General features: G+C 63.6%; 22 protein-coding genes and 1 pseudogene. 12 read left to right on the top strand and 11 right to left on the bottom strand.

From position 1 onward, the window contains the following. Positions 1 to 7: 7 nt before the first annotated feature. The 4 genes and pseudogenes from AC5ZG1_RS15315 to AC5ZG1_RS15330 all read right to left on the bottom strand — a co-directional run. A pseudogene (locus AC5ZG1_RS15315) lies at positions 8 to 184 on the bottom strand (carboxymuconolactone decarboxylase family protein); the annotation flags it as partial. After that, on the bottom strand, positions 181 to 2,367 hold the full coding sequence (locus AC5ZG1_RS15320; RefSeq protein WP_496133367.1) for a PQQ-dependent dehydrogenase, methanol/ethanol family: 2,187 nt from the start codon (positions 2,365 to 2,367) through the stop codon (positions 181 to 183). The gene AC5ZG1_RS15320 and the pseudogene AC5ZG1_RS15315, both read right to left, overlap by 4 nt. Positions 2,368 to 2,621: 254 nt before the next feature. Next, entirely contained in the window at positions 2,622 to 3,182 is a 561-nt protein-coding gene (locus tag AC5ZG1_RS15325; protein WP_208829250.1) for a carboxymuconolactone decarboxylase family protein, read from the bottom strand. A 116-nt stretch (positions 3,183 to 3,298) separates the two neighbouring features. Further along, a complete protein-coding gene (locus tag AC5ZG1_RS15330) occupies positions 3,299 to 3,763 on the bottom strand; it encodes an Lrp/AsnC family transcriptional regulator (RefSeq protein WP_208829249.1) in 465 nt (154 codons plus the stop codon). A gap of 161 nt (positions 3,764 to 3,924) precedes the next feature. Here AC5ZG1_RS15330 and AC5ZG1_RS15335 point away from each other — a divergent pair, with 161 nt between their 5' ends. Further along, positions 3,925 to 4,938 carry a 1-aminocyclopropane-1-carboxylate deaminase gene (locus AC5ZG1_RS15335; RefSeq protein WP_496133368.1) on the top strand — a complete coding sequence of 338 codons (1,014 nt, stop codon included), beginning with the start codon at positions 3,925 to 3,927 and terminating at the stop codon, positions 4,936 to 4,938. Between the two features lie 10 nt (positions 4,939 to 4,948). On the opposite strand, the gene AC5ZG1_RS15340 is transcribed toward AC5ZG1_RS15335, so the two are convergent. Then, on the bottom strand, positions 4,949 to 6,028 hold the full coding sequence (locus tag AC5ZG1_RS15340) for a hypothetical protein (RefSeq protein ID WP_496133369.1): 1,080 nt from the start codon (positions 6,026 to 6,028) through the stop codon (positions 4,949 to 4,951). A gap of 129 nt (positions 6,029 to 6,157) precedes the next feature. After that, positions 6,158 to 7,099, bottom strand: coding sequence for a metallophosphoesterase (locus AC5ZG1_RS15345; protein ID WP_496133370.1), 942 nt, complete (start codon positions 7,097 to 7,099; stop codon positions 6,158 to 6,160). A gap of 165 nt (positions 7,100 to 7,264) precedes the next feature. On the opposite strand from AC5ZG1_RS15345, the gene AC5ZG1_RS15350 reads away from it, so the two are divergent. Then, a complete protein-coding gene (locus AC5ZG1_RS15350; RefSeq protein WP_496133371.1) occupies positions 7,265 to 7,651 on the top strand; it encodes a hypothetical protein in 387 nt (128 codons plus the stop codon). A 33-nt stretch (positions 7,652 to 7,684) separates the two neighbouring features. Here AC5ZG1_RS15350 and recQ read toward each other — a convergent pair whose 3' ends face one another. Continuing rightward, on the bottom strand, positions 7,685 to 9,547 hold the full coding sequence (gene recQ / locus AC5ZG1_RS15355) for a DNA helicase RecQ (protein WP_496133372.1): 1,863 nt from the start codon (positions 9,545 to 9,547) through the stop codon (positions 7,685 to 7,687). Positions 9,548 to 9,654: 107 nt separating this feature from the next. On the opposite strand from recQ, the gene AC5ZG1_RS15360 reads away from it, so the two are divergent. From AC5ZG1_RS15360 to AC5ZG1_RS15370, 3 genes are read left to right on the top strand one after another with little or no spacing between them, the layout of a single operon-like run. Next, complete coding sequence (locus AC5ZG1_RS15360; RefSeq protein WP_496133373.1) at positions 9,655 to 11,004, top strand: cytochrome c; 1,350 nt, start codon at positions 9,655 to 9,657, stop codon at positions 11,002 to 11,004. Then, positions 11,001 to 11,495 (top strand): (2Fe-2S)-binding protein, encoded by a 495-nt coding sequence (locus AC5ZG1_RS15365; RefSeq protein ID WP_496133374.1) that lies wholly within the window; start codon positions 11,001 to 11,003, stop codon positions 11,493 to 11,495. Before AC5ZG1_RS15360 ends, AC5ZG1_RS15365 begins: the two co-directional genes overlap by 4 nt. Continuing rightward, positions 11,492 to 13,714 (top strand): xanthine dehydrogenase family protein molybdopterin-binding subunit, encoded by a 2,223-nt coding sequence (locus AC5ZG1_RS15370; protein WP_496133375.1) that lies wholly within the window; start codon positions 11,492 to 11,494, stop codon positions 13,712 to 13,714. The genes AC5ZG1_RS15365 and AC5ZG1_RS15370 overlap by 4 nt, the downstream gene beginning before the upstream one ends. A gap of 258 nt (positions 13,715 to 13,972) precedes the next feature. Here the strand turns inward: AC5ZG1_RS15370 and AC5ZG1_RS15375 are convergent, their stop codons facing one another. From AC5ZG1_RS15375 to AC5ZG1_RS15385, 3 genes are all read right to left on the bottom strand, one after another. Beyond that, a complete protein-coding gene (locus tag AC5ZG1_RS15375; RefSeq protein WP_496133376.1) occupies positions 13,973 to 15,352 on the bottom strand; it encodes a vWA domain-containing protein in 1,380 nt (459 codons plus the stop codon). A gap of 5 nt (positions 15,353 to 15,357) precedes the next feature. Further along, positions 15,358 to 16,305: an AAA family ATPase gene (locus AC5ZG1_RS15380; RefSeq protein WP_456645444.1), complete on the bottom strand. Its 948-nt coding sequence runs from the start codon at positions 16,303 to 16,305 to the stop codon at positions 15,358 to 15,360. A 288-nt stretch (positions 16,306 to 16,593) separates the two neighbouring features. Beyond that, positions 16,594 to 16,848, bottom strand: coding sequence for a hypothetical protein (locus AC5ZG1_RS15385; protein ID WP_028167912.1), 255 nt, complete (start codon positions 16,846 to 16,848; stop codon positions 16,594 to 16,596). 137 nt (positions 16,849 to 16,985) lie between these two features. On the opposite strand from AC5ZG1_RS15385, the gene AC5ZG1_RS15390 reads away from it, so the two are divergent. From AC5ZG1_RS15390 to AC5ZG1_RS15405, 4 genes are all read left to right on the top strand, one after another. Continuing rightward, positions 16,986 to 18,374, top strand: a complete 1,389-nt coding sequence (locus AC5ZG1_RS15390; protein WP_496133460.1) for an FAD-dependent oxidoreductase — start codon at positions 16,986 to 16,988, stop codon at positions 18,372 to 18,374. 11 nt (positions 18,375 to 18,385) lie between these two features. Beyond that, a complete protein-coding gene (locus tag AC5ZG1_RS15395) occupies positions 18,386 to 19,390 on the top strand; it encodes an ABC transporter substrate-binding protein (protein WP_496133377.1) in 1,005 nt (334 codons plus the stop codon). Between the two features lie 136 nt (positions 19,391 to 19,526). After that, positions 19,527 to 20,300 (top strand): ABC transporter ATP-binding protein, encoded by a 774-nt coding sequence (locus AC5ZG1_RS15400; RefSeq protein WP_496133461.1) that lies wholly within the window; start codon positions 19,527 to 19,529, stop codon positions 20,298 to 20,300. Continuing rightward, positions 20,293 to 21,120 (top strand): ABC transporter permease, encoded by an 828-nt coding sequence (locus tag AC5ZG1_RS15405; protein ID WP_165435163.1) that lies wholly within the window; start codon positions 20,293 to 20,295, stop codon positions 21,118 to 21,120. Before AC5ZG1_RS15400 ends, AC5ZG1_RS15405 begins: the two co-directional genes overlap by 8 nt. A gap of 124 nt (positions 21,121 to 21,244) precedes the next feature. On the opposite strand, the gene gtdA is transcribed toward AC5ZG1_RS15405, so the two are convergent. Beyond that, positions 21,245 to 22,285, bottom strand: a complete 1,041-nt coding sequence (gene gtdA, locus AC5ZG1_RS15410; RefSeq protein ID WP_496133378.1) for a gentisate 1,2-dioxygenase — start codon at positions 22,283 to 22,285, stop codon at positions 21,245 to 21,247. 101 nt (positions 22,286 to 22,386) lie between these two features. On the opposite strand from gtdA, the gene maiA reads away from it, so the two are divergent. The 3 genes from maiA to AC5ZG1_RS15425 are packed head-to-tail and all read left to right on the top strand — an operon-like array spanning position 22,387 to position 24,711. Continuing rightward, positions 22,387 to 23,019: a maleylacetoacetate isomerase gene (gene maiA / locus AC5ZG1_RS15415; RefSeq protein ID WP_496133379.1), complete on the top strand. Its 633-nt coding sequence runs from the start codon at positions 22,387 to 22,389 to the stop codon at positions 23,017 to 23,019. Next, a complete protein-coding gene (locus tag AC5ZG1_RS15420; RefSeq protein WP_208829234.1) occupies positions 23,009 to 23,524 on the top strand; it encodes a MarR family winged helix-turn-helix transcriptional regulator in 516 nt (171 codons plus the stop codon). The genes maiA and AC5ZG1_RS15420 overlap by 11 nt, the downstream gene beginning before the upstream one ends. Beyond that, entirely contained in the window at positions 23,524 to 24,711 is a 1,188-nt protein-coding gene (locus tag AC5ZG1_RS15425) for a 3-hydroxybenzoate 6-monooxygenase (RefSeq protein WP_496133380.1), read from the top strand. The genes AC5ZG1_RS15420 and AC5ZG1_RS15425 overlap by 1 nt, the downstream gene beginning before the upstream one ends. Positions 24,712 to 24,727 lie beyond the last annotated feature (16 nt).

The raw sequence follows: 24,727 nt of genomic DNA on the forward strand, positions 1-24,727 counted from the left end.
GCGCGGCCTAATAGGGCACCGGCGCGTCGAACGTGTTCGGCGTGACGCAGACCATGGCGTAGATGCCGACGAGATAGGACGGCTCGGCCGCGCCGTGCGCGCCGAACTCCTGCACCGCTGTGCGATAGGTCAATTCTGGCAGCACGCCACGGTTCAAAGGCTCAACTGGTTTACGGCCAGCTACTTGCGCTTGGGCCTGATGGCGTCGGCAGTGCCCTGGATGAAGGCCTGGATTTTCACAACGTCCGCTTCCGTCAGCTTGCCGGTGAAATCAGGCATGCCCTTGTCGCGGAACGGACCGTGGAAGACGATGTCCTTCAGATTGGCGATCTCTTCGGCCGGAACGTAGCCGAGATTTCTAATGTTGCCTCCGGGGCCGACACCAGGCACGCCGTGGCAGGCTGCACAGGCCGCCGCGACATAGATGGCACCGCCTTCCCTCACATCCTTCGGATCGTACTTCACGCCCTGCAGGAGACCTTCGGTCTGGTACTTCACGAACTCCGGTAGCTTCGCCTTGCCGCCCAGCGCAAACGTATAGACCGTTCCCGGGTTCTGGAACTCGGTCACTCGCTGAGAAATGCCGAAAGCGCCGCCCCAGCCGACCGCAATCGAGACATACTGTATGTCATCGATCATGTAAGTTGCGGGAGCCGCGACCACGCCGTTGCCGGTCGGGGTTTCCCACAGCTTGGTTCCCTTTGCTGCGTCATAGGCGACAAAGCGGCCATCCGCCGTCCCCTGGAAAACCAAGTTGCCTGCGGTGGTCAGAGTACCGCCGTTCCACGGCGACACGTGCTCGACCCGCCAGACTTCCCTTTGATGCGCCGGATCCCAAGCGAGCAGACGTCCGAATGCGGACGATTTCGGAGGCGTGCTGTTGAAAACGAAGCCGATATTCCCGCCCAGTATGGAGCCAACCTTGCCCGGCGTAGCCGCATTCTGCGTAAACGACTTTTCCGGCGTCACACTAACCGGTATGTGCTGCACCGGAATGTAGACGAGGCCGGTCTGGGGATTGAACGACATTGGATGCCAATTGTGAGCTCCGTCTGGCCCGGGAATGGAGTCGTATGGACCGTCGCCGCGCGCAGGCGGCAACTCGATCGGCCGCCCGTTGGCGTCGTATCCCGTCGCCCAATTCACATCGACGAAGTTCTTCGCCGAGATAAACTTGCCGTTGGTACGATCGATAACGAAGAAGAAGCCATTCTTCGGCGCGTGCAAGATCACCTTACGCAGTACACGGTCGATCATGATGTCGGCGAGGATCATCGGCTGGGTTGACGTGTAGTCCCAATTATCGCCGGGCGTCTCCTGGTAGTGCCAGATATATTGGCCGGTGTCGGCGTTGAGCGCGACGAGCGAGGCGAGGTAGAGATTATCGCCGCCCGACGGACTGCGGAATTTGCGATTCCAGGGAGAACCATTTCCAGTACCGATATAGACCATGTTCAAGTCGGGATCGAACGTGATCGTGTCCCACGGAGTCCCGCCGCCACCGTTGATCCAGTATTTGCCTGCCGGGTCCCAGGTCTTGGCCGCGGCTTCCATCGAAGCGTCTTCAAACGGCTTCGATGGATCCCCGGGCACAGTGAACCAGCGCCAGAGTTGATTACCTGTCTCGGTGTCGTAGGCCGTGACATACCCGCGCGCACCGTACTCGGCGCCGCTCTGGCCGATCACGACCTTGCCGTTGAACGCGCGAGGCGCGCCGGTGATCGTATAGGAATGCGCGTGGTCGATCAGCGTATCTTTTTCCCAGACCTTCGCGCCGGTCGCGGCATCGAGCGCGATCAGGCGGCCGTCATAGGCCCCCACGAATACCTTGCCCTTGTAAATGGCGACGCCACGGTTGACCACGTCGCAGCAGCCCTTGTAGCCCTTTGACCGGTCGACACCTGGATCGAACGACCAGAGTTTTTTTCCGGTCCGCGCGTCAATCGCATGGACCACGCTCCAAGGCGCCGACTGATACATGATGCCGTCGACGACGACGGGTGTCGCCTCGACACCGCGTGATGATTCAAGATTGTAGCTCCAGACCAGCCCAAGATCCTTCACGTTGTCGGTGTTGATCTGATTGAGCTTGCTGAACCGCGTTTCGGCGTAGTCGAGGCCGATGGTTGGCCAATCCTTGGATGTTGTGGCGTTTGCCTTGATGAAGTTGCTGTCGACCGCCGAGGTACTCGCCTTGATGCGGTCGAGCTTCGCGTCGGTGATGCTCTGCGCCGATGCATTGAAAGGGAGAGAAAGACCAAGGAGAACCGCAAGAACAACTTTTATGTTATTGGAGGAACTCTGGATCTTGAACCGATATCCAGGTGTCGTCCCTGGCCATTCACCCTTCAAGTTTGATAGCGCCATGTGTCGTCCCCGGCCTACGCCTTGCGCTGGTTGATATGGCGTATTCAAACTGTCTTCCCGCTACGGCACTATTTCAGTCTCCCGAAAAACGGTTGCAGTTGTAGGCGTGCGGCCGTCACATGGCGGGGACTGCCGATGCCGTTGCCCGGGTGGAGCGTTAGCGTAACCCGGGGCTGCTCGTCGTGTTGATACGGATGTCCCGGGTTTCGCGTTCGCTCCACCCGGGCTACGCAGAGAGACGAACTCGGCTCTTGTCAATCCGGCACCGGCACGTCGAACGTGTTCAGCGTGACAGAGACCATGCAGTAGATGCCGACGAGATAGGACAGCTCGGCTGCGCCGTGCTCGCCGAACTCCTGCACCGCCGCGCGATAGGTCAGTTCCGGCAGCACGCCGCCGTTCACGAGCGCCGAGGCCATGTCAAAGGCGACCGCTTCCTGCCGAGTCAGGTCGACCGGGCGCTGGCCGGCGACGATGGTGGCGAGCTTTTCGTCGGAGAGGCCGCGCGCCTCGGCGACCAGCACGTGAGCATAGAGCTCATAGCCCGAGCGAAAATGCGACCCGGTGACGAGGATCGCGACCTCGCGCACCGGTGCCGGCAGCAGCGGGTTCGAGGCGACGGCCTTCACCAGATCCCAGACCGGCTTGCCGAACCTCGGCTCGCGCAGCCAGGGATTCCAGGGGCCGAGCAGCGCGCCGTCGGCGCGCATGTTCACGAAGCCCTTGAAATGGCGTTCGATGCCCTTGCGCATGTCATCGTAGAGCGGCTTCTGCTCGTCGGTCAGTTCGGTCGGATCGAGGATCGGAAGGCGCACGGCAAAGCTCCTCTCTCTGATGAAAGCCCAAAGAAGAGTTGAGCGTCGCGTGCATGGCGGCACGAAGCAAGTGAAGTTGCCGTGACATGCGATCGGCAAGATGCGGCCAATCCGGTTCAAAACTCCAGCGGTGCATTGTCCACCACCTCCTTCATCACGAAGAAGGTTCGCGTCTGCCGGACGCCAGGCAGCGCGATCAATTGCTCGCCGTGGATGCGGTTAAAATCTTCCATATCGCCGACGCGGATTTTCAGGAAGTAGTCGAAGTCGCCGGCGACGAGGTGACAGTCGAGGACGAATTTGAGCTTCGCGATCGCCTGCTCGAAGGACGCAAAGCTTTCGGGCGTGGAGCGGTCGAGTACGACGCCGACCATGACGAGCGCGCCCTTGTCCACTTTGCGTGGGGCGACGATCGCGCGGACTTCCCTCACGAAGCCTTCCTCGAACAGGCGCTGGGTGCGGCGGTGACAGGTGGCGGGGCTGACGCCGGCCTTCTCAGCCAGTTCGGCGTTGCTCAGCCGGCCGTTCTTCTGCAGCAATCGCAGGATCTTGAGGTCGATGCGATCGAGCTTGGCAGTCATGGAAGATTCTTTCGTTATTCAGCCGGTCTGTGAGAGAAATGGCGGTATGAACGCACATTTGGCGTAGCAGAGCATAAAGCAGTCAATCGAAATAGAGAGCACCTTTCGCGCAGCCGGTGCTAGGAATCCGCATCGAGACCACGCCATCAAGGGGGACCACGATGCTGGAAAAATTCGCGCGCTATCCGCTCACCTTCGGGCCGACGCATATCGAGAAACTGGAGCGGCTGTCGAAGCATCTCGGTGGCAAGGTCGAGATCTTTGCTAAGCGCGAGGACTGCAATTCGGGGCTCGCCTTCGGCGGCAATAAATTGCGCAAGCTGGAATACATCATTCCTGATGCGATCGCGTCCAACGCTGACACGCTGGTCTCGATCGGCGGCGTGCAGTCGAACCACACCCGCATGGTCGCGGCCGTCGCCGCCAAGCTCGGCATGAAGTGCCGCCTGGTGCAGGAAAGCTGGGTGCCGCATGAGGACGCGGTTTATGATCGCGTCGGCAACATCCTGCTCAGCCGCGTGATGGGCGCCGACGTGCGGCTGGTCGATGACGGCTTTGATATCGGCATCCGCAAGAGCTGGGAGCAGGCGATCGAGGAGGTGAAGGCCGCGGGCGGCAAGCCCTATGCGATTCCGGCTGGCGCCTCCGTGCACAAATATGGCGGGCTCGGCTATGTCGGCTTCGTCGAGGAGGTGCGGGCGCAGGAGAAGCAGCTGGGCTTCAGCTTCGACTACATCGTGGTCTGCACCGTGACCGGCTCGACCCATGCCGGCATGCTGGTCGGCTTCGCCGCCGACGGCCGCGCGCGAAACGTGATCGGCATCGATGCCTCCTTCACGCCGGCGCAGACGAAGTCGCAGGTGCTCTCGATCGCACGCAATACTGCCGCTCTCGTCGAGCTCGGCCGCGAGATCGTCGAGGACGATGTGGTGCTGCTCGAGGATTACGCCCATCCCGCCTACGGCGTGCCGTCGGACGCGACCAAGGAAGCGATCCGGCTGTGTGCACGGCTGGAAGGCATGATCACCGACCCCGTCTATGAGGGCAAATCCATGCAGGGCATGATCGACCTCGTGCAGAAAGGCTTCTTCCCGGCCGGCTCACGCGTGCTCTACGCCCATCTCGGCGGCGCACCGGCGATCAACGGCTACGCGTACACATTCCGTAACGGCTGACGCGACGATTTTACGGACTGACGGCTACCAACGCGGCTTTTCTGAAGTCCGTGTTCTTTTGCTCGCGGAGCGGAGATTTGGCTTCCTCCATTCGGAGATTCGCGATGACCGAGAACATCACGAAGCCGCCCGCCTTTCGCGGGACGATGAAGTATTGCGAGATATTGGCGCGCTCAGAATCCTCGCAGGAGGACATCCCGCGGAATACAACATCGCTGTCAACCAACTCGCTGTTCCGAGCCGATGCGAACTTGCCTTTGCAGTCCTTCGCGTCATTCGCGACGATTGTGGATGCCACATCCAGGCCCTTGACGCCGCTCTCCGCCGGAATGATCCGGACGAATCCGATCGCATCATCCGATTTCCAAGCCGCTCCATTGTTGACAATCGTGGCTGGCGTTTCTGCCCGGCTAAGCACCCGCGGATTGCTCAACGAGGCCTTCAAAATAAAGTTGGTCGCGAGTTGCAAGGCTTCCAGCTGAAGTTCCGGCGAGGATGGACCGGAGGCTGGCCGAAGGCTGCTGCCGGTATCAGGTGAGTGAACGGGAGCAGCCCTCGCGACGGCGCCGGGAGCTCTTGGGGGCAACACAAAATCCTTTGCGCCTGAGATGCCATCGCGATTGACTGTAGCAACACAATTAACGAGAGCCGGAAGAAGAATACTTGTCTTGTCCAAGCTGAATTGGAAAAGGTTGCCCTGCGCAAATGCACTCATCGTGGACGAAGCACGAAACTGACGGATCAGCCCGGAATTATCGGGCATATCCACGCTCACCGTGTGGGCGGAGATTGATCGGCCAGTAACGTTGAAAGGCGTTTTCCCATCAAACGTCAGCACGATCGGAAATGTCCCTCCCGGCGTGAGAGACCAGGTCTCGTGGCTAAAACCCAAGTTCCAGGTCATGGCCGAACTGACCATCACAAAGAACGTGATTCCGCTCTTGTACGGAGCCGACGCTATGCAGCCGGTAAAGGCGCCCGTCTGATCGTTGGTGAATGCCCCTCCAGTCCAATTTCCGATCTTTATCGACCCGTACGGACCTCTGGCAGTAGCGGTCGAGAACGACAACCCCACTAGCAGTGCGGTCATACAGACAATTCGCCAACGCATAGTCCTATTGCCCCCATTCTCCCAACTGATTCCGCAACTGGTGCGAGAGTGCAAGGGGAAAGCTCGCTTTTTTCGTCGCTTGCCAATCACTTGGCACGTGCGCTTGCCTCACCCCGCGCGTCGCAGCGTGTGCAGCGTGATCTCCGGCGGGCAGTTGAGGCGGACCGGCAGCAGGCTGGTACCGGCGCCGACCGAGGTGTAGCCGGCCATCTTGCCGTAGCGCCAGGCGCCGGCGCCGAACGCGCGTGGCAGCCACGCTTCCAGCTTGATCGCGATGCCGCCGGGCAGGCAGAGCTGGCCGCCATGGGTGTGCCCGCTCAGCATCAGGTCGAAGCTTGCGGCTGCCGCCGCCCGGTACACTTCCGGCGTATGCGAAAGCAGGATCGAGAAGGCGTCGCCGGGAATGGGCGCGGCGGCCTTGCCGATGTCGTCGGCGCGATAGAAATGCGCATCGTCGACGCCGGCGAGATAGATCGCCTCATCGCCGCGCCGGATCGCTTCGCACTCGTTGAACAGCATCCGGATGCCCATCGCTTCCAATGCCGGCGTCATCCGGATCGTGTCGTGATTGCCGAGGATGCCGTAGACCGGCGGCTTCAGCGCCGCGATCACCGGCGCAAGATAGTCGAGGCTCTTGTCGAAGGGACCAAAGGTCTGGCCGCGATAGTCGCCGGTCAGGACGCAGATGTCGTAGGCGAGCTCCGCGACCATGCCGGGCAGCCGCCGCATCGCGCCGGCACTCATGTCGGCGTGCAGGTCGCTGATATGGAGCATGGTGAAACCCTCGAAGCTCTTGGGCAACACGGTCGAGGCAAGCTCGTTCTGCCTGAGGCACACGCGGTCCGCGTTCTGCCGCGCGCGGCCGTAGAGCCCGGCAATCTTGAGCGCTGTCGCGATGACGCTCGGCGCGAGCAGCGAGTTCTCCAGATTGAAGAACAGCGTGCCCTGGCCGAACAACTGCGCCTCATGCTCGGTCTCATCGTTCAGCCGCCGCCTGACATGCTCGGCGCCGATCCGCTTGATCAAATCCTGAAGACCCAATTCGTGCATGGCTTGTTCCAAGTTCGAACCTCTTGCTCAGGACGCCATACGGCTCCGGCTATCTTAGAGCGCCATGGAACCATTCAAAATGGCTTCGCATCGCCATTGATGGGAATATCATGACGCAATACAAACTTGGCAAAGCGGTAACAAAGCAGATTGTTAGAGGCGCCAATGAAGCTCGGATGGCGGCCGCAAAAGTGGCTCGAGAAAAAGAGTAAATTGGGATTTCGGGGTTATCCGGTCGGCACCATCGCGTTTTACGGACCTGACGACCGGCACGCCACCAAGGTGGCTGTCTCCATTATTTCCGAATCAGGCGTGGAAGCGGTCGTGCTGGCGCGCTTGTTCGCCGAGAATGGCGATGTCCGCAAGGACCCGGCGATCATTGAACAAGTCGCCTCGCTCCTTCGGGGCGCAGCGGTGCACTCGGTGGCGATGGCGGAAGGGGTGTATGGATGTCCGCACGAGGAGGGAATTGATTATCCCGTCGGCGAGCCATGTCCGCATTGTCCGTTTTGGGCTGGTCGCGATCGTTCGCTCCATTTGACAAGCGGGTGAGCTGCACGAAGTTCGGATGATGGCACGATAGGTTTAGCCTTCGTTCGATCGCACCAGAGCGACCAACTCGTCGCCGTAATGCTCGAGCTTCTTGTCGCCGATCCCGACGATGCCGCGAAGCCGGTCGAGCGTCGTCGGGCGCACGGCGGCGATGCCGTCGATGGTGGAATCGTGCAGCACGACATAGGCCGGCACGCCCCGCTGCCGCGCCACCTCGGAACGCCAGGCGCGCAGCGCGGCATGAAGCGCGGGGTTCGCTGCCTTGCCCTGGCCGGTCGCGACCGGCGCTAGCTCGCCGCGCCGCGACTTGGAACGGATGGCGCGGTTGCGCGCGCCTTCCGCCTGCTCGCGCAAGAGAACTTCAGTCTCGCCCTTGAGGACGCCGCGCGCGCTCTCCGTCAGTTTCAGCGCGCCGAAAGCCTCGCCGTCGGCCCAAAGATGCCCCATCGCGACAAGCTGGCGCAGCACCGCGCGCCACTGCTTCTCGTTGAGCTCGCGGCCGACGCCGAACACCGAGAGCTTGTCGTGCCCAAACTGGGTTACGCGCTCGGTGAGGCGGCCGACCAGCACGTCGATCAGGTGCATGGCCCCGAAGCGCTGGCCGGTGCGGTAGACGCAGGACAGCATTTTCTGCGCCAGGATCTTGCCGTCGCGGACGCGCGGCGGCGACAGGCAATTGTCGCAATTGCCGCAATTCTCTTCTGTCAGCGTCTCGCCGAAATAGGCCAGCAGGCGCCGCCGGCGGCAGCCCACGGTTTCCGCCAGCGCCACCAGCGAATCGAGCTTGCCGATCGAGACGCGCTTATAGGCATCCGAGCCGGTGGACTCGTCGATCATGCGGCGCTGCTGCACGATATCGGAGAGGCCATAAGCCATCCACGCGCTGGACGCCTTGCCGTCGCGCCCCGCGCGGCCGGTCTCCTGGTAATAGGCTTCGATGCTCTTCGGCAGATCGAGATGGGCGACGAAGCGCACGTCCGGCTTGTCGATGCCCATCCCGAAAGCAACCGTGGCGACGACGACGATGCCGTCCTCATTGATGAAGCGATCCTGGTTGCGTGCGCGCACGCTCGGCTCGAGCCCGGCGTGATAAGGCAGCGCCGGGATGCCGGCCGCGCTGAGCGAGGCTGCGACGTCTTCCACCTTGGCGCGCGACAGGCAATAGACCACGCCGGCCTCGCCCGCATGCCGCTCGGTGATGAACGCCTTCAACTGCACCATCGAATTCACCTTGTCGATGATCTCGTAGCGGATGTTCGGTCGGTCGAAACTCGACACGAAGCGCGGCGCGTCGGTGAGTGACAGCCGTTCGGCGATCTCCTCGCGGGTCAGTTCGTCGGCGGTCGCGGTGAGCGCCATCCGCGGCACGTCGGGAAAGCGCTCGGCGATCACGGAAAGGCCGATATATTCGGGCCGGAAATCATGGCCCCATTGCGAGACGCAATGCGCCTCGTCGATCGCAAACAGCGCGATCTTCGCCTGCGCGAGCAGACTGAGGCAGCGCGGCGTCACCAGCCGCTCCGGCGCGACGTAGAGCAGATCGAGATCGCCTGCGATCAGGCGGCGCTCGACTTCGTTGGCTTCCTGCGGCGACAGCGTCGAGTTCAGCACCGCCGCGTTGACGCCGGCCTCGGTGAGGCCCGCGACCTGGTCGCGCATCAGCGCGATCAGCGGCGAGACCACGATGCCGCAGCCCTCGCGCAGCAGCGACGGCAACTGGTAGCAGAGCGATTTGCCGCCGCCGGTCGGCATTAGCACCAGGCAATTGCCGCCATCGGTCACATGCCGAACGATCTCTTCCTGCGCGCCCCGGAACGCGGTGAGGCCGAACACGGAATTGAGCACGGCAAGCGCATCGCTGGTCTCGCCGGACGGACGGTTGAGGACAGAATCCATGTCGGTTTCAGACGCAGTCAAGAAGCGGTGATCGGGAGCCCCGCCGGCGAACGATGCCGGGATCTCCGTGTTAAAACACGGTCCAACCACAAACTCAAATGGCCGGCATGGCGAGATCGCCACGGATCATCGCAGGCATTGTCGCTGTCGCGCTGGCCGCAGGCGCAGCGGCGGCCTTTGCGATCGTGTGGCAACCCGCAATCGCCGCGATCGAACCGCCGCAACCGGCATCGTTCGATCCGGCCGTTGTCAAGCGTGGCCGCGAGCTCGCTGCACTGGGAAATTGCAGTAGCTGTCACACCGTGCGTGGCGGCCAGGATTTTGCCGGCGGCGTGCCGGTCCCGACCCCGTTCGGTGTGGTCTTCTCCTCCAACATCACGCCGGATCCGGAGACCGGCATCGGCAGGTGGTCGGAAGAGGCGTTCGGCCGCGCCATGAGCAGCGGCGTCAATCGCGAGGGCCAGCATCTCTATCCGACCTTCCCCTATGACCACTTCACCAATGTCACCGATGAGGACGACCGGGCGCTTTATGCGTTCCTGATGACCCGGCCGCCGGTGCATGCGGTGGCCCGGCCGAACGAACTCGTCTTTCCGCTGGATCAGCGGCCCATCATCGCCGGATGGAAATTGCTGTTCCTGCGCCGCGAGACATTCCAGCCGGATCCGGCAAAGAGCGCCGAATGGAACCGCGGCGCCTATCTGGTCGACGGCCTCGCCCATTGCGGCGCCTGCCACACGCCGCGCAATGCGCTGGGCGCCGAGCGCGTGAGCGCGCAGTTTGCCGGCGGCGAGGCCGACAATTGGCACGCTTATGCCCTTAACGACCGCGCGCATGCGCCGGTGCCGTGGAACACGGAGTCGCTTTATGCCTATTTGCGCAACGGCTGGCATCCCGATCATGGCACCGCGCGCGGGCCGATGGCGGAGGTGGTGAGCAACCTCTCCACGGTGCCCGACACCGACGTGCGCGCCATCGCCATCTATATGATGGACGTCTCCGGCGCGGCGAAGCCGGAACGCGATCGCAGCGCTGTGCTCGCCCAAGCCGAATCGGCACCTGCGCAAGGAGACCCGACGGGTGCCGCGATCTACGTCGCGGCCTGCGCCTCCTGCCATGAATCCGGCCGGCCGCTGCCTTATGGCGGCGTCAACCTTGCGCTGAGCACTGCGGTCACCAGTCCTGATCCCCGCAACCTCGCCAATCTCATTTTGGCCGGCGTTCCGGCGGTGGCGGGCGAACGCAGTCCGATCATGCCGGGCTTCGCCGACAGCATGACCGACGCGCAGGTTACTTCGCTCCTCAATTACCTGCGCACGCGTTTCAGCAAGGAACAGCCCTGGACTGACGTTGAAAAGACCGTTGCGGATGCTCGCCGCACCCAGACCGCGCTTCTCCAGACTTCCATTGGGCCGCGCAATGCGCCGGCCGACCCTTCGCAGCGAGATCAGCCATGATGACATTGAAGGTCAACGGCCAGGACAATCACATCGATGCCGATCCGGACACGCCGCTGCTCTACGTGCTGCGCGACGATCTGAAACTCAACGCCGCCAAATTCGGCTGCGGGCTCGGCCAATGCGGCTCGTGCACTGTCCTCGTGGATGGCAAGGCCGTGCTGTCCTGCGTGACGCCGCTGGTGCTGCTCGAGGGCAAGCAGGTGACGACGCTGGAAGGTCTCGGCACCGTGTCCGCGCCGGCACCGATCCAGCGCGCATTCATGGAAGAGCAGGCGGCGCAATGCGGCTATTGCATCGCCGGCATGATGATGCGGGCGCAGGCGCTGCTGCTCAGGAACCCAAAACCGACCGATGCCGAGATCCGTGCCGAGCTTCAGCCGAATCTTTGCCGTTGCGGCACCCATATGCGCATCCTGCGCGCGGTGCATCGCGCCGCGCGATTGATGGATACGGCGGATGCATCCGCAAACGAGAGGAGCGGCCAATGAATGCGCCTGTCATCCTCGATCGGCGCCACGTACTGCAAGGTGGCGGCGCCCTCATCATGAGCTTCTCGCTCGGCCGTGCATTCGCGGAAGAAGGGACGCCGGCGGCTGCAAAGCGGCCGGGCAGTCTCGCGACCGCGCCTTATCTCGATTCCTGGCTCCGCATCGATTCCGATGGCCGCATCACCGCCTTCACCGGCAAGGTCGAGCTGGGGCAGGGATTCAAGACGGCGCTCCAGCAGATCGCCGCCGAACAGCTCGATGTGGCCTTCCAAGCGATCCACGTCGTCACCGCGGACACGCAACTCACGGCCAACGAGGGTTATACCTCAGGCAGCCACTCGATGCAGGATTCCGGCACCGCGATCCTGAATGCCGCCGCGCAGGTGCGCGAACTCCTGATCGCGGAGGCGGCAGGAAAGCTCGGTCTCGCCGGAGACAGCCTGAAGACCGAGAACGGCGCGGTGGTCGCGCCGGATGGCAGGCGGCTGACCTACGGCGAACTGGTTGCGGCCGACATGCTCCATGTGCAGGCACAGCCGCAATCCAAATTGAAGGACCCTGCAACGTTCAAGATCATGGGACACGCGGTGCCGCGCGTGGACATCCCGGCGAAGGTCACGGGCGGCGAAGCCTATGTACAGGACATGCGGCTGCCTGACATGGTGCATGCGCGCGTGGTGCGGCCGCCGAGCTATGGCGCGCAGCTCGTCGAATGCGACAGCTCGTCCGTCGAGAAACTGCCCGGCGTCGTCAAGGTGGTGCGCGATGGCAATTTTCTCGCTGTCGTCGCGGACAAGGAGTTTCGGGCGGTCAAGGCGATGAACGCGCTCGCCGCCGCCGCGAAATGGAAGGAAAGCCCGAGCCTGCCGAAGCAGGATGATCTGCTCGATGTGCTCACGAGCTTGCCTTCCCATGATTCCACCATCTTCAATCGCAGCGATCCTTCCGTCTCCGGCCAAAAGACCCTCGAGGCCACTTACACGCGCCCCTATCAGTCGCATGGCTCGATCGGGCCATCCTGCGCGGTGGCGCATCTCGTTGGCGACGCGATGACGGTCTGGACGCACACCCAGGGCGTCTATCCCGACCGCCAGGCGATTGCGGAGATGCTGCGGATGCCGCCCGCGAGCGTCCGCCTGATCCATGTCGAGGGATCCGGCTGCTACGGCCATAACGGCGCCGACGATGTCGCGGCCGACGCTGCGCTGATCGCGCGGGCGCTGCCCGGGCGGCCGGTGCGCGTGCAGTGGATGCGCGAGCAGGAACACGCCTGGGAGCCGTTCGGGCCGGCGATGGTGACGAAGCTGAAGGCCTCGCTCGACGCCGATGGCCGCATCGCCGACTGGAATTTTGCGGTGTGGAGCAACACCCATTCGATGCGGCCGGGCAAGGCCGGCACGCTGCTTGCTGCGCAGCACATGGCGCAGGGCTTTGCCGTTCCGCCGCCAAAGCCGTTGCCTTTGCCGGAAGGCGGCGGCGACCGCAACGCGATCCCGCTCTACAATTTTGCCAACGCGCACGTGGTGCATCATTTCATTCCAGCGATGCCGCTGCGGATTTCGGCGATGCGCGCGCTCGGCGCCTATCACAACGTGTTCTCGATCGAGAGCTTCATGGATGAGCTTGCCGGGCTCGCCGGCGCCGATGCGGTCGAGTTTCGCTTGCGGCATCTCGAGGACGCGCGCGGACGCGACGTCATCGAAAAGGCCGCGCAGGAATTTGGCTGGACGCGAGATCAGAAACCGCAAGCCGGCCGCGGCTACGGCTTTGCCTTCGCGCGTTACAAGAACCTTGCGGCCTATTGCGCCATCGCTTCGGAAGTCGAAGTCAATCGCGAGACCGGACGTGCGCGGCTGCTGCGCGCGGTCGCCGCTGTCGATTCCGGGCAGGTCGTCAATCCGGATGGGCTGACCAACCAGATCGAGGGCGCGATCATGCAATCGATGAGCTGGACGCTGTATGAGAGCGTCAGCTTCGACGACACCAGGATCACCAGCATCGACTGGCAGACCTATCCGATCCTGCGCTTCGACGCGGTGCCTGACCGCATCGATGTCCACATCATCAACCGCCCTGGCCAGCCGTTCCTCGGCAGCGGCGAGACCGGCCAAGGCCCCGCCGCAGCCTCGATCGCCAACGCCATCGCCCACGCCACCGGCAAACGTCTGCGCAACCTGCCGCTGACGCGCAAACGCATCAAAGACGCGATCGACGCGTGAACGGTAAGAGTATCGCGCTGACATCGTGCGCGCCGTCTCCACTTGTTCGGACGCGCCTCTCCCCTTGTGGGAGAGGCCGTATCGCATGCAGCGAAGCGGAATGCGATGCGGGTGAGGGGTCTCTCTCCACGCACTGTGCTCGCGGAGGCAGACCCCTCACCCGGAATTCAAGCTGCGCTTGAATTCCGACCTCTCCCACAAGGGGAGAGGTGGCGTTCGCCGCGCCAGCGTCGCGCAACGTTTCACGCCGCCCGCGGTTTATTGATAAGTCGCGACGATATCGGAGACCGCGCGTTCGAGCTGCTGGGCGGTGGCACATTGGCGCACCACGCTGCAGAAGGTGGCGTAACGCGGCATTTCCGAATCGCCGAAGCCCCAGGTCATACGGCCTTCCGGGTTGAGCCAGACCAGGCGTTTCGAACGCTCGGCGATGCGGCGCAAGATGTCGGCGCGCGGATCGAGGTTGTTGCTGCGGGCGTCCCCGAGCACGATCACGGTGGTCTGCGGCGTGATCGTGTCCATCCAGCCCTTCTCGAAATCGGCAAGCGAATTGCCATAGTCGGAAGAGCCGAAGCCGACCTTCGACATGATCTCGGCCATCGCCGCCTCAGGCGATTTGTCCTCCAATATGTCGCTCACCTCGATCAGATGGCCGGAGAAGGCAAAGGAGCGGACATCGTCGACCACTTCGTGCAGCGAGTGGATCAACAGCAGGAAGAAATCGGACACGCGCGCGACCGAGCCGGAGACGTCGCAGAGCGCGACGATCTTCGGCCGGTCGCGGTGCTTGCGCTTCCAGGCCGTCAGGAAGGGCACGCCGCCCCAGGCCGCGTTTCGCCGCAGCGTGCGGCGCACGTCGAGATGGCCGCGGCGCTGGCGCTTGCGCGGCTTGGAGTAGCGTTCGCGCAGGCGGCGGGCGATCTGGCGGATCAGCGCGCGCATCTGCTCGACCTGGCGCGGCTCGATCCGGGCGAGCGGCGCATTGCGCAGGATCTCGTTGCGCAGGTTCTCTGTCTCCTCGCGGCCGTAGAGCAGAAGCGCCTGCGAGACCGTGTCGCGGACGGTGCCGCGCAATCCGTCGAGTGCCGCCTGCAGCCGCTCGGCCAATGCCGGATTGGTCGCGGTCAGGTTGTCGAGATCGTCGCGCAGGCGCTGGATGCCCATGGCGTCCAGGATGCGGCCCGAGAAGATGCCGCGTTGGGTGAAGTATCTGATGTTTGAGAGCGAGGCCGCGCCGGAGGCGTTGGCGATCGCCGCCGCTATCGCATTACGGTCCTGCGACTGCAGCATCTGCGCGAGGGGGCCAAGATTCTGGGCCTGATCGCCGCTGCCGCTTTCGCTCGAGGAATCGGAGCCAGCGCTTGAATCCGCCCGCTCGGCATCGTCCGACTTGCTCTCGTCCTGCGCCGTATCCTGCGCCGGCTCGGGCTGGCTGAAGAACAGATCAAAGCATTCGCCGAGCGCGCGCTTCTCGTCCTGCGACTTCGCAAGCGTCAGCAGGAAAGTGTCGCGCAGGACGCCGCGATCGGCAAAGCCGACCTTTGAGACCGCGCGCATCGCATCGATGCTTTCGGCAGGCGAGACCCGGACCCCGGCTCCGCGCGCGGCACGAAGGAACCGATGCAGGTTCTCGCGCATGGCGTCTACCCGAACACGCCCTGCCGCGACGCCTTGGCGATGAAGGTGGTGAGTTGCGGCTGCGCGGCCTCGATGTCGGCCTCGTATTTGAGCAGGACGTTCAGCGTGTCCTTGACGATCTCGTGGTCGAGCTCGGTCGCCTGCAGCAGCACCAGCACGCGCGCCCAGTCGATGGTCTCGCTGACCGACGGCAGCTTCTTCAGGTCGAGGGTGCGGATTTCATGAATAAAACCGACCATCTGCCGGCGCAGCGTCTGCGAGATGCCGGGCACGCGGCTCTCGACGATGCGTTCTTCCAGCTTCTGTTCGGGGAAACCGATATGCAGATGCAGGCAGCGCCGCTTTAGGGCGTCGCCGAGATCGCGCTCGCTGTTGGAGGTCAGGATCACGGTCGGCGGCGCGATCGCCGAAACCGTGCCGAGCTCGGGAATGGTGACCTGGAAATCGCTGAGGATTTCGAGGAGCAGCGACTCGAACTCGGCGTCCGACTTGTCGATCTCGTCGATCAGGAGCACGCAGCCCGCCGGCTGCTCCAGCGCCTGCAGCAGCGGCCGCGGCTCGACGAATTCCTTGGAGAAGAACACGTCGCCGAAGGTGTGGAGCTGGTCCAGCGCCTGATGCAGCGTCTGCGCGCCGCCCAGCACCTCGCCGAGCTTGTCCTTCAAGATCTGGGTGTAGAGGAGCTGTTTGGCGTATTTCCACTCATACAGCGCCTTGGCCTCATCGAGGCCCTCGTAGCACTGCAGGCGGATCATCTTCATGCCGCGCCAGGCGGCGATCGCCTTCGCCAGCTCGGTCTTGCCGACGCCCGCGGGCCCTTCGACCAGGATCGGTTTCTCGATCTCTCGCGACAGATAAACCGCAGTCGCGATCTGCCGGCTCGCGATGTAGCCTTGCGCGGCGAGGCCGCTTTCGACGGCCTCGATCGAGGCCGCAGGCCGATTGTCAGCCACCGATGTGAGCTCCGGATTTGCCTTGGTGCATCAGGTTGTTCTGCCTCCCTCTCCGCCAAAGCACAAGGCTCATTTGCGCGAGGGCGGACCTGGTTCCGGCATTTTCCGCCTAGCGACATTTGTTCTCGAGCCGGGAGGCGAATTCCGCTTCGCGAGGCCGGATCGCATCGCGGATGCGATCCGGGTGAGGGGAAGCCCCCGCGATTCCATCTGTCACGGTGTTTGCGGAGGCCGCCCCAACCCTCCCCCCGTAAGAATGGGGAGAGGGGGAAGTACCGTCGACGCCGCTCAGCAGCCGCGGCAGATGCTGCGCAAGCTCTTGTAGACTTCCTCGTCATCCCGCCGCATCTGCTGCAGCGATTCCATCGGCTTGCTGTCGTAGACCGGCTCCGGCTTGCGCTTGGCCTCGAGCGCCACGGCCTGCCGCTCGTAGCAGGCTTCCCGCTCGGCTTTCGCCTGGATGAACCGGCATTGCTCGACCGCTGCCGAGGGAGGGGCGAAGCCGACCAGAAGGCCGAGGGTTATGAGGCTGAGGAGTTTCATGTCGCCCGTCCTTTACCGGCCCCTTGTCTCAGTTCCGTGAAACGCGAGCAACATCAACTTTGCGCGCGAGCCATTTCCTGACCGAGCTTTCTTTGCTAGCCCGTTGTTGCGATAACAAAATCCTCCAGCCCGTCATGATGGCGGGTCACTTCCGGGAAGCAAGCGTGCCAAAGACGATCGACGAACCCGCACGGCGCGTGCCGATCTATGGCGAATATGAAGTCGCGGTGCTCGGCGGTGGGCCCGCCGGCATCGCGGCAGCGGTTGCCGCAGCGCGTGCGGGGCGGCGCACGCTCCTGATCGAGCGCTACGGCTTTCTCGGCGGCATGGGCACCGCCGCGGGCGTGACCAACTTTTGCGGATTGCACGCCAACGTCCACGGCGAAGCGCATCGGGTGGTGCAGGGCATCGCCTCCGACCTGCTGGATCGAATCGACCGTCTCGGCGGGCTGAACAAGCCGCATCTGATCCTCGGCAAGATCCTGGCGCAGGCCTATGACACCGCGGCCTACAAGATCGCGGCCGACGATCTCCTGGCGAGCCACAAGGTCGATATCCTTTTCCATGTGCTCGGTGCCGGCGTCGTGATGGATGGCGAGAAGCGCATCGGCGCGCTGATGGTAGAGACTAAGGCTGGCCGCCGCGCGGTGCTGGCCAGCATCTTCATCGATTGCTCAGGTGACGGCGATCTCGCCGCCTGGGCCGGCGCGCCGTACGAGATTGGCGATGAGCAGGGCAGCATGCTCTACCCCTCCATGATGTTCCGTCTCAACGGCATCGACCCCGAAAAGGCCGGGGACGCCTGGCGCACGATCCCGGCGCTGATGGAAAAGGCGGAAGCCGCCGGTACCCACCAGTTTCCGCGCAAGGCCGCCATCGTGCGGCCGCAGCGCTCGCAGATCGAATGGCGGGTGAACTTCACCCAGCTTGCGCGCGAGGACGGCTCGGCCGTCAATGGCCTCGAGCCCGATGACCTTACCCGCGGCGAGATCGACGGCCGCCGCCAGGCGATCCAGGCGTTCGAATTCCTGCGCACGGTGCCGGGCTTCGAGAATTCCTACATCGTCGACCTGCCGCCGCAGCTCGGCATCCGCGAAACGCGGCGCGTGGTCGGTGGTTACAAACTCAGCGGCGAGGATGTGCTCGGCTGCGCCTCGTTCGAGGATTCCATCGGCGTCAACGGCTGGCCGATCGAGGCGCATGTCGCCGGCGATGTCATCTTCAAGTTCCCGCCGATCCCGGAATCGCGCGGCTTCAACGAACTGCCCTATCGCATGCTGGTGCCTGAATGCGTCGACAATCTCCTCATTGCCGGGCGCTGCGCCTCGATGACCCATGAGGGACAGTCGGCGGCACGGGTCTCCGGCGCCTGCTTTGCCATGGGGGAAGCGGCAGGCTCGGCCGCCGCGCTGGCGCTGTCCGGCAATACCAGGCCGCGCGACATCGCTGTAGACAGACTGCAACAGGGACTGAAACAGCAGGGCGCCTTCATCGGGCGCGAGCAGAAAGTTCCTGACGGATTGTGAGGAGGAAGCGGATGAAGGGTTTTGTGCGGCTCGCGCTTGCGGGCCTGCTGGCGCTGACGGCGAGCGGGACAGCGCGGGCCGATGAGCTGCTGAAGGCCAAGATCGGCGTGCTCCGGCTGTCGTCCTCGGCGCCGGTGTTCATCGCGCAGGACAAGGGCTATTTCCGCGAGGCCGGGCTCGATGTTGAACTGAAATTCTTTGACGCGGCGCAGCCGATCGCGGTCGCCACCACTTCGGGCGATGTCGATTTCGGCGTCACGGCCTTCACCGCCGGGCTCTACAATCTCGCCGGCAAGGGCACGCTGAAGGTGATCGGCGGCATGAGCCGCGAGAAGGCCGGGTACCCCTTGATCGGCTATTTCGCCTCAAACAACGCCTATGCGGCCGGGCTGAAGACGCCGAAGGATCTTGCGGGCAAGCGCGTGGCGGTGACGCAGGTCGGCTCCAGCTTTCATTATTCGCTCGGCCTGCTCGCCGACAAATATGGCTTCAAGCTTGCGGACGTGAAGGTGGTGCCGCTGCAATCGCTTTCGAACGCGGCCGCCGCGCTGAAGGGCGAAACCGTCGATGCGGCGCTGCTGCCGGTCTCGACCGCGCGCCCGCTGATGGAGACGAACGGCGCCAAACTCCTCGGCTGGGTCGGCGACGAGACGCCGTGGCAGCTTGGCGCTGTGTTCGCTTCGCCAAAGACGCTTTCAAACAAGGCGCTGGTGACGAAAGTGCTTGCAGCTTTGGTGAGGGCCGACCGCGAATATCACGTCGTGATCCTGGCTGCGATGAAGAACGGCACAGCACCGATCAACGAAAAGACAAAACCGCTGCTCGACATCATCGCCAAATACACAAATCTGCCAGTTGAGCAGGTGGTCGGCAATTGCGCCTATATCGATCCCGACGGCAAGCTCGACGTCAAGAACGTCGCCAACCAGATTTCCTGGCTGCAGGAGCAGGGCTTTGTCGACAAGGGCTTTGATGCGGACAGCATCATCGCGAAGGAATATGTGAAGCCGGATTGATACCGTAGTCGCCGTCATGGCCGGGCTTGTCCCGGCCATCCACGCACTTTGTGGCCAGGGAAGGAAAGACGTGGATGCCCGGGACAAGCCCGGGCATGACGAGCGAGAACGAAGTGCGGAGCCAAGCAAGAGCCAGATGGACCTGATCGCCGACCATATCAGCCACCGCTTCGACACGCTCGACGTGCTCGACGACGTCTCGTTCACGGTGCGGGCGGGCGAGGTGGTTGCGATTGTCGGCCCCTCCGGCTGCGGCAAGAGCACGCTGCTCTCGATCCTCGGCGGCCTGTTGCGGCCGAGCGGCGGCGCGGCCGAGCTGTGCGGTGCGCCGCCAAAGGACAGCCTTAATCCGCTGACCTTCGTGTTCCAGGATTTTGCGTTGCTGCCCTGGTGCACGGTGGAGGAGAACGTCGCGTTCCCGCTCGAGCATACGGCACTCAGTGCTGCGGAGCGCCGCGGCATCGTCGATGATGCGCTCCGCCGCACCGGGCTTTTCGATTTTCGTGGGACCTACCCAAAACAGCTTTCCGGCGGCATGCGCCAGCGCGTCGGCATTGCGCGGGCGCTGGCCGTAAAGCCGGCAATCCTCCTGATGGACGAGCCGCTCTCGGCGCTGGATTCGCAGACACGCGAACTCCTGATGGAGGATTTCGTCCGCCTGCTTGCCGACGGCGCGATGGGCGCGGTCTATGTCACGCATAATCTGGAGGAAGCGGTGCGGCTTGCAGACCGCATCGTGGTGCTGTCGCGCCGGCCCGGACGCATCCGCAAAGTCGTGCCCATAGCGATGACACGCAGCGAGCGCGGCGACAGGAATGCGCGCGAAAAACTGCTGGTGCTGCAGGACGAGCTATGGTCGCTGATCCGCGAAGAGGCGATCGATGCCGAGCGCGAGGTGCAGCATGCTTGAGCGCGCGCCACCAGAGACACCATCGGATATCGACGCCAAGCCGCGGCCGGTCGCGTTTCGCGGCGCCGGCTTCACGCCGAGCACGGGGCGCGCGTCGGGCTGGATCGCGCTCGCGCTCGTCATTGCACTGTGGCAACTGGCGGGCAGTGCCGGATGGGTCAATCCGCTGTTCCTGCCCCCGCCATCGGCGATCGCGGTCGCGACCTATAAGCTCGCGATGTCGGGCGCGCTCTGGCAGCATCTCGGCTGGTCGGTGATGCGGATCGGCGTTGGCTGGCTGCTTGGCACGGTGGCCGGCGTCATCGTCGGTTTTGCGATCGGCCTGTCGACGCTGGCGCGCGGCGTGGGCATCACCTTCATCTCGGCGCTGTTTCCGATCCCGAAGATCGCGCTGCTGCCATTGTTGATCCTCTGGCTCGGGATCGGGGAAGAACCCAAGATCGCGACCATTGCGCTCGGGGTGTTCTTCTCCACCGCGATCTCGGTCTATAGCGGCGTCGATGCGGTGCCGCGCAATCTGATCCGCATGGCGCAAAGCTTCAACGTGCCGTTTCATGCCATCGTGCGGCGCGTGATCTGGCCGGGCGCGCTGCCCTCGATCCTGGCGGGTTTTCGCATCACCGCCTCGGTCGCGCTGCTATTGGTGGTGAGCGCCGAGATGATCGGCGCGCAGTACGGCATCGGCGCTTTCGTGCTGCAGGCCGGCAATTTGATGCAAACCGATCAACTGCTCGCCGGCGTCGTGATCCTGTCGCTGTTCGGGCTCGCAGTGGGGAAGCTGATCAATTTGCTTGAGGCGAGGCTGCTCCACTGGCGATGAGAGGTGGTTCCGCTCCACCACAGCCGTCATGCCCGGGCTTGTCCCGGGCATCCACGCTCTTGCTCTCCTGTTGCGCCAAAGGCGTGGCTGGCCGGGTCAAGCCCGGCCATGACGGAGAGAGCGGCTATGCATTGCCGCGGTCTTCACGGAACAGGTCGAGCTTCTGCTGCACCGGGCGGTCGGAGAAGCTGAAAAGCACCGAATCGACATCCGCCTCATGCGTGACCCAGTGCCAGCTCGGCACCACGAACAGGTCGCGCGGGCCCCATTCGAAGGTCCGCTCGCCGATCCTGGTGCGACCCTTGCCCTCGATCGCGGCGAATACGGTCGCATCCGTTGAGCGATAGCGCGCGGTCTTGAAGCCCTTCGGCAGGAGCTGGATGAAAGTGCCGATGGTCGGCATCGCATAGTCGCCGGTCTCGGGGTTGGAGAATTTCAGCTTCAGGCCGTGACAGGCGTCCCATTCGTCGCGCGCCTTGGCCTGCTCCAGCGCTTCGCGGGTGTAGCTGTAGGGATAGTTGAAGATCGGCGACGTCTTCGACGCGCGCTTCTGGTCGACAGGCAGCAGGTTGCGACCATAGCGCGCAAAGCTGTCGCCGGCGGGTTTTGTGATCTGCTGCTGATCTTCCTTCGCGCCCTCGGCGAAGGAAGCGTCGAAGAACTGCACCATTGGGATGTCGAGCCCGTCGAGCCAGAACATCGGCTCGCTGGTTTCGTTGGAATGGTCGTGCCAGGTCATCGACGGCGTGATCACGAAATCGCCCGGCGACATCGCGGTGCGCTCACCGTCGACGGACGTATAAGCGCCCTTGCCCTCGAGCACGAAGCGCAGCGCCGATTGGCTGTGGCGGTGGGCCGGGGCGATATCGCCGGGCACCACCATCTGCACGCCGGCAAACAGCGACGTCGTGATCTTCGATTGCCCGCGCAGGCCGGGGTTTTCCAGCACGAGCACTCGACGCTCGGCTTCCTTGGCCGTGATCAGCTTGCCTGCCTCATTCATGTAGTCGCGGATCTGGTCGAACTTCCACAGGTGCGGCCGGCAGGCGCTCCTCGGCTCCGGCGTGATCAGATCGTTCATCACGTTCCAGAGTGCGGAAAGATTCTCGCCGTCGATCTTCTTGTAGAACGCCTCGCGCTCCGGCGTCTTCTGCACCGCTTCCATGGCAGGCCTCCCGTCCATTTCTTTGTTCGCTGATTGACAGCATACTGACAATATGGCTAGCGTCAACTTGAAGAAAATCAGAAGACACCAGGGAGGTTCCGATGAAGCTGCACGGCTATTTCCGCAGCAGCGCCGCGTATCGGGTGCGGATCGCGCTGAACCTGAAGGGGCTCACCGTTGAACATCTGCCGCATCATCTTCGCAAAGGCGAACAATGCGCGCCCGCCTATCTCGCAATCAATCCGCAAGGGCTGGTGCCGACATTGGAAAGCGACGCGGGCGCGATACTGACCCAGTCGCTCGCCATCATCGAATGGCTCGACGAGAGCCATCCAGAACCGCCACTATTGCCAGCGGATTCGCTGCAGCGCGCAAAAGTCCGCGCCTTCGCGCAGGCCATCGCCTGCGACACCCATCCGGTGCAAAACCTCAAAGTGCTGGCGCGGCTGCGACAGCTTGGCCTGCCTGAAGAAAAGGTAACGGAATGGGCGGCCTGGGCTAACCGCGAGGGGCTTTCGGCCTGCGAGATATTGGCTGCGGGCGAAGCGGGGCCGTTCTGCTTTGGAGCTATGCCGACGCTGGCCGACCTTTGCCTGGTGCCGCAGCTTGCCAATGCGCGGCGTTTCGGTGTCGATGTCAGCGCTTTTCCGCGGCTGCTCAAGGCGGAAGCCGCAGCCAAGGCAATGAAGGCGTTCGCCGACGCCGCTCCGGACAGGCAAGGCGATGCCGAATAATAACAAGCCAACCCATGTTACCATGGACGCGGTCTATACCGCGCCTGGTTATCTGTTCCGGCGGATGCAGCAGATCGCTGTCTCGATTTTTGTCGAGGAGTGCAGGGCGTTCGACCTGACGCCGGTGCAATATGCCGCGTTGATCGCAATCCACACCCATCCCGGCATCGATGCGACGCGGCTGTCCGCCGTGATCGCCTTCGATCGCTCCACGCTCGGCAATGTGATCGAGCGGCTGCAGACCAAGGGTCTGATCGAGCGCAAGTCCGATTCCGATGACAAGCGCGTCAAGCTGCTCACCATCACCCGGCAGGGCGCTTCGCTGCTGCGCGAGATCATGCCCGTGGTTGACCGTGCCCAGGCGCGGATGCTGCAGCCGCTCAAGCCTGCCGACCGCAAGACGCTGATGGCGCTGCTCGCGCAGCTCGTCGATCTCAACAACGAGGCCTCGCGCGTGCCGCTGCGCGCCGAGGACGCCCTCGAACATCTCGGGAAGTCGGGCTGATGGCAAAGAGCAACCTGCCGGTCCTGATCGCAGGTGGCGGCATCGGCGGCCTTGCCGCGGCGCTCGGGCTTGCGCAGAAGGGCATTCGCTCGATCCTGCTGGAAAAGTCCGCCTCGCTCGGCGAGATCGGCGCCGGCATCCAGCTCGGCCCGAACGCATTCCATGCCTTCGACTATCTCGGCGTCGGCGAGGCCGCACGGCGCATGGCCGTCTATATCGACCAGCTCCGCTTGATGGATGCACTCACCGCCGAAGAGATCACCCATGTCGATCTGCGCGAGCCGTTCCGAACCAGGTTCGGCAATCCCTATGCTGTGGTGCATCGCGGCGATTTGCATGGCGTGTTCCTGCGCGCCTGCCGCGAGCACGAACTGATCGAGCTGCGCGTCAGCAGCGAGGTGACCGGCTACGAGCAGGACAGTGCCTCGGTCACCGCGCACCTCGCCAATGGCGAGCGCGTCACCGGCCGGCTCCTGATCGGCGCCGATGGCTTATGGTCGAACATTCGCAAGCAGGTCACATCGGATGGGCCGCCGCGCGTGTCCGGCCACACCACTTACCGTTCGGTGATCCCGACCGAAGAGATGCCGGAGGATCTGCGCTGGAACGCGGCGACGCTGTGGGCCGGGCCGAAATGCCATATCGTGCATTATCCGCTGTCGGACTGGAAGGTATTCAACCTCGTCGTCACCTATCATAACGACGCGCCCGAGCCGGTCGCGGGAAAGCCGGTCAGCGATGAAGAGGTGATGCAGGGCTTTCGGCACGTCCATGCGCGTGCGCAAAACATCATCCGTCACGGCAAGAACTGGCGGCTCTGGGTGTTGTGCGACCGCGATCCGAACGAGCGCTGGGTCGACGGCCGCGTCGCGCTGCTCGGCGATGCCGCGCACCCGATGCTGCAATATTTCGCGCAAGGCGCGTGCCAGGCGATGGAGGATGCGGTGTGTCTGTCGCACATGCTGTCGCATCACGACGACCACGCAGTCGCGCTGGAGCATTACCGAACACAACGCTTCCCGCGTACCGCGCAGGTGCAGCTTTGGTCGCGCGCGATCGGTGAGCACATCTATCACCCCGCCGGCGACCACGCCCGTTTCCGCAACGCCATCATGGGCGCGAAGACGTCCGAGGATTATTACCAGGATCTCGCCTGGCTCTATGGCGGCACGGGGTTGGGAGTATGATCCTCGCGCCACATAC

It is taken from the genome of Bradyrhizobium sp. Leo78 (assembly GCF_059512425.1).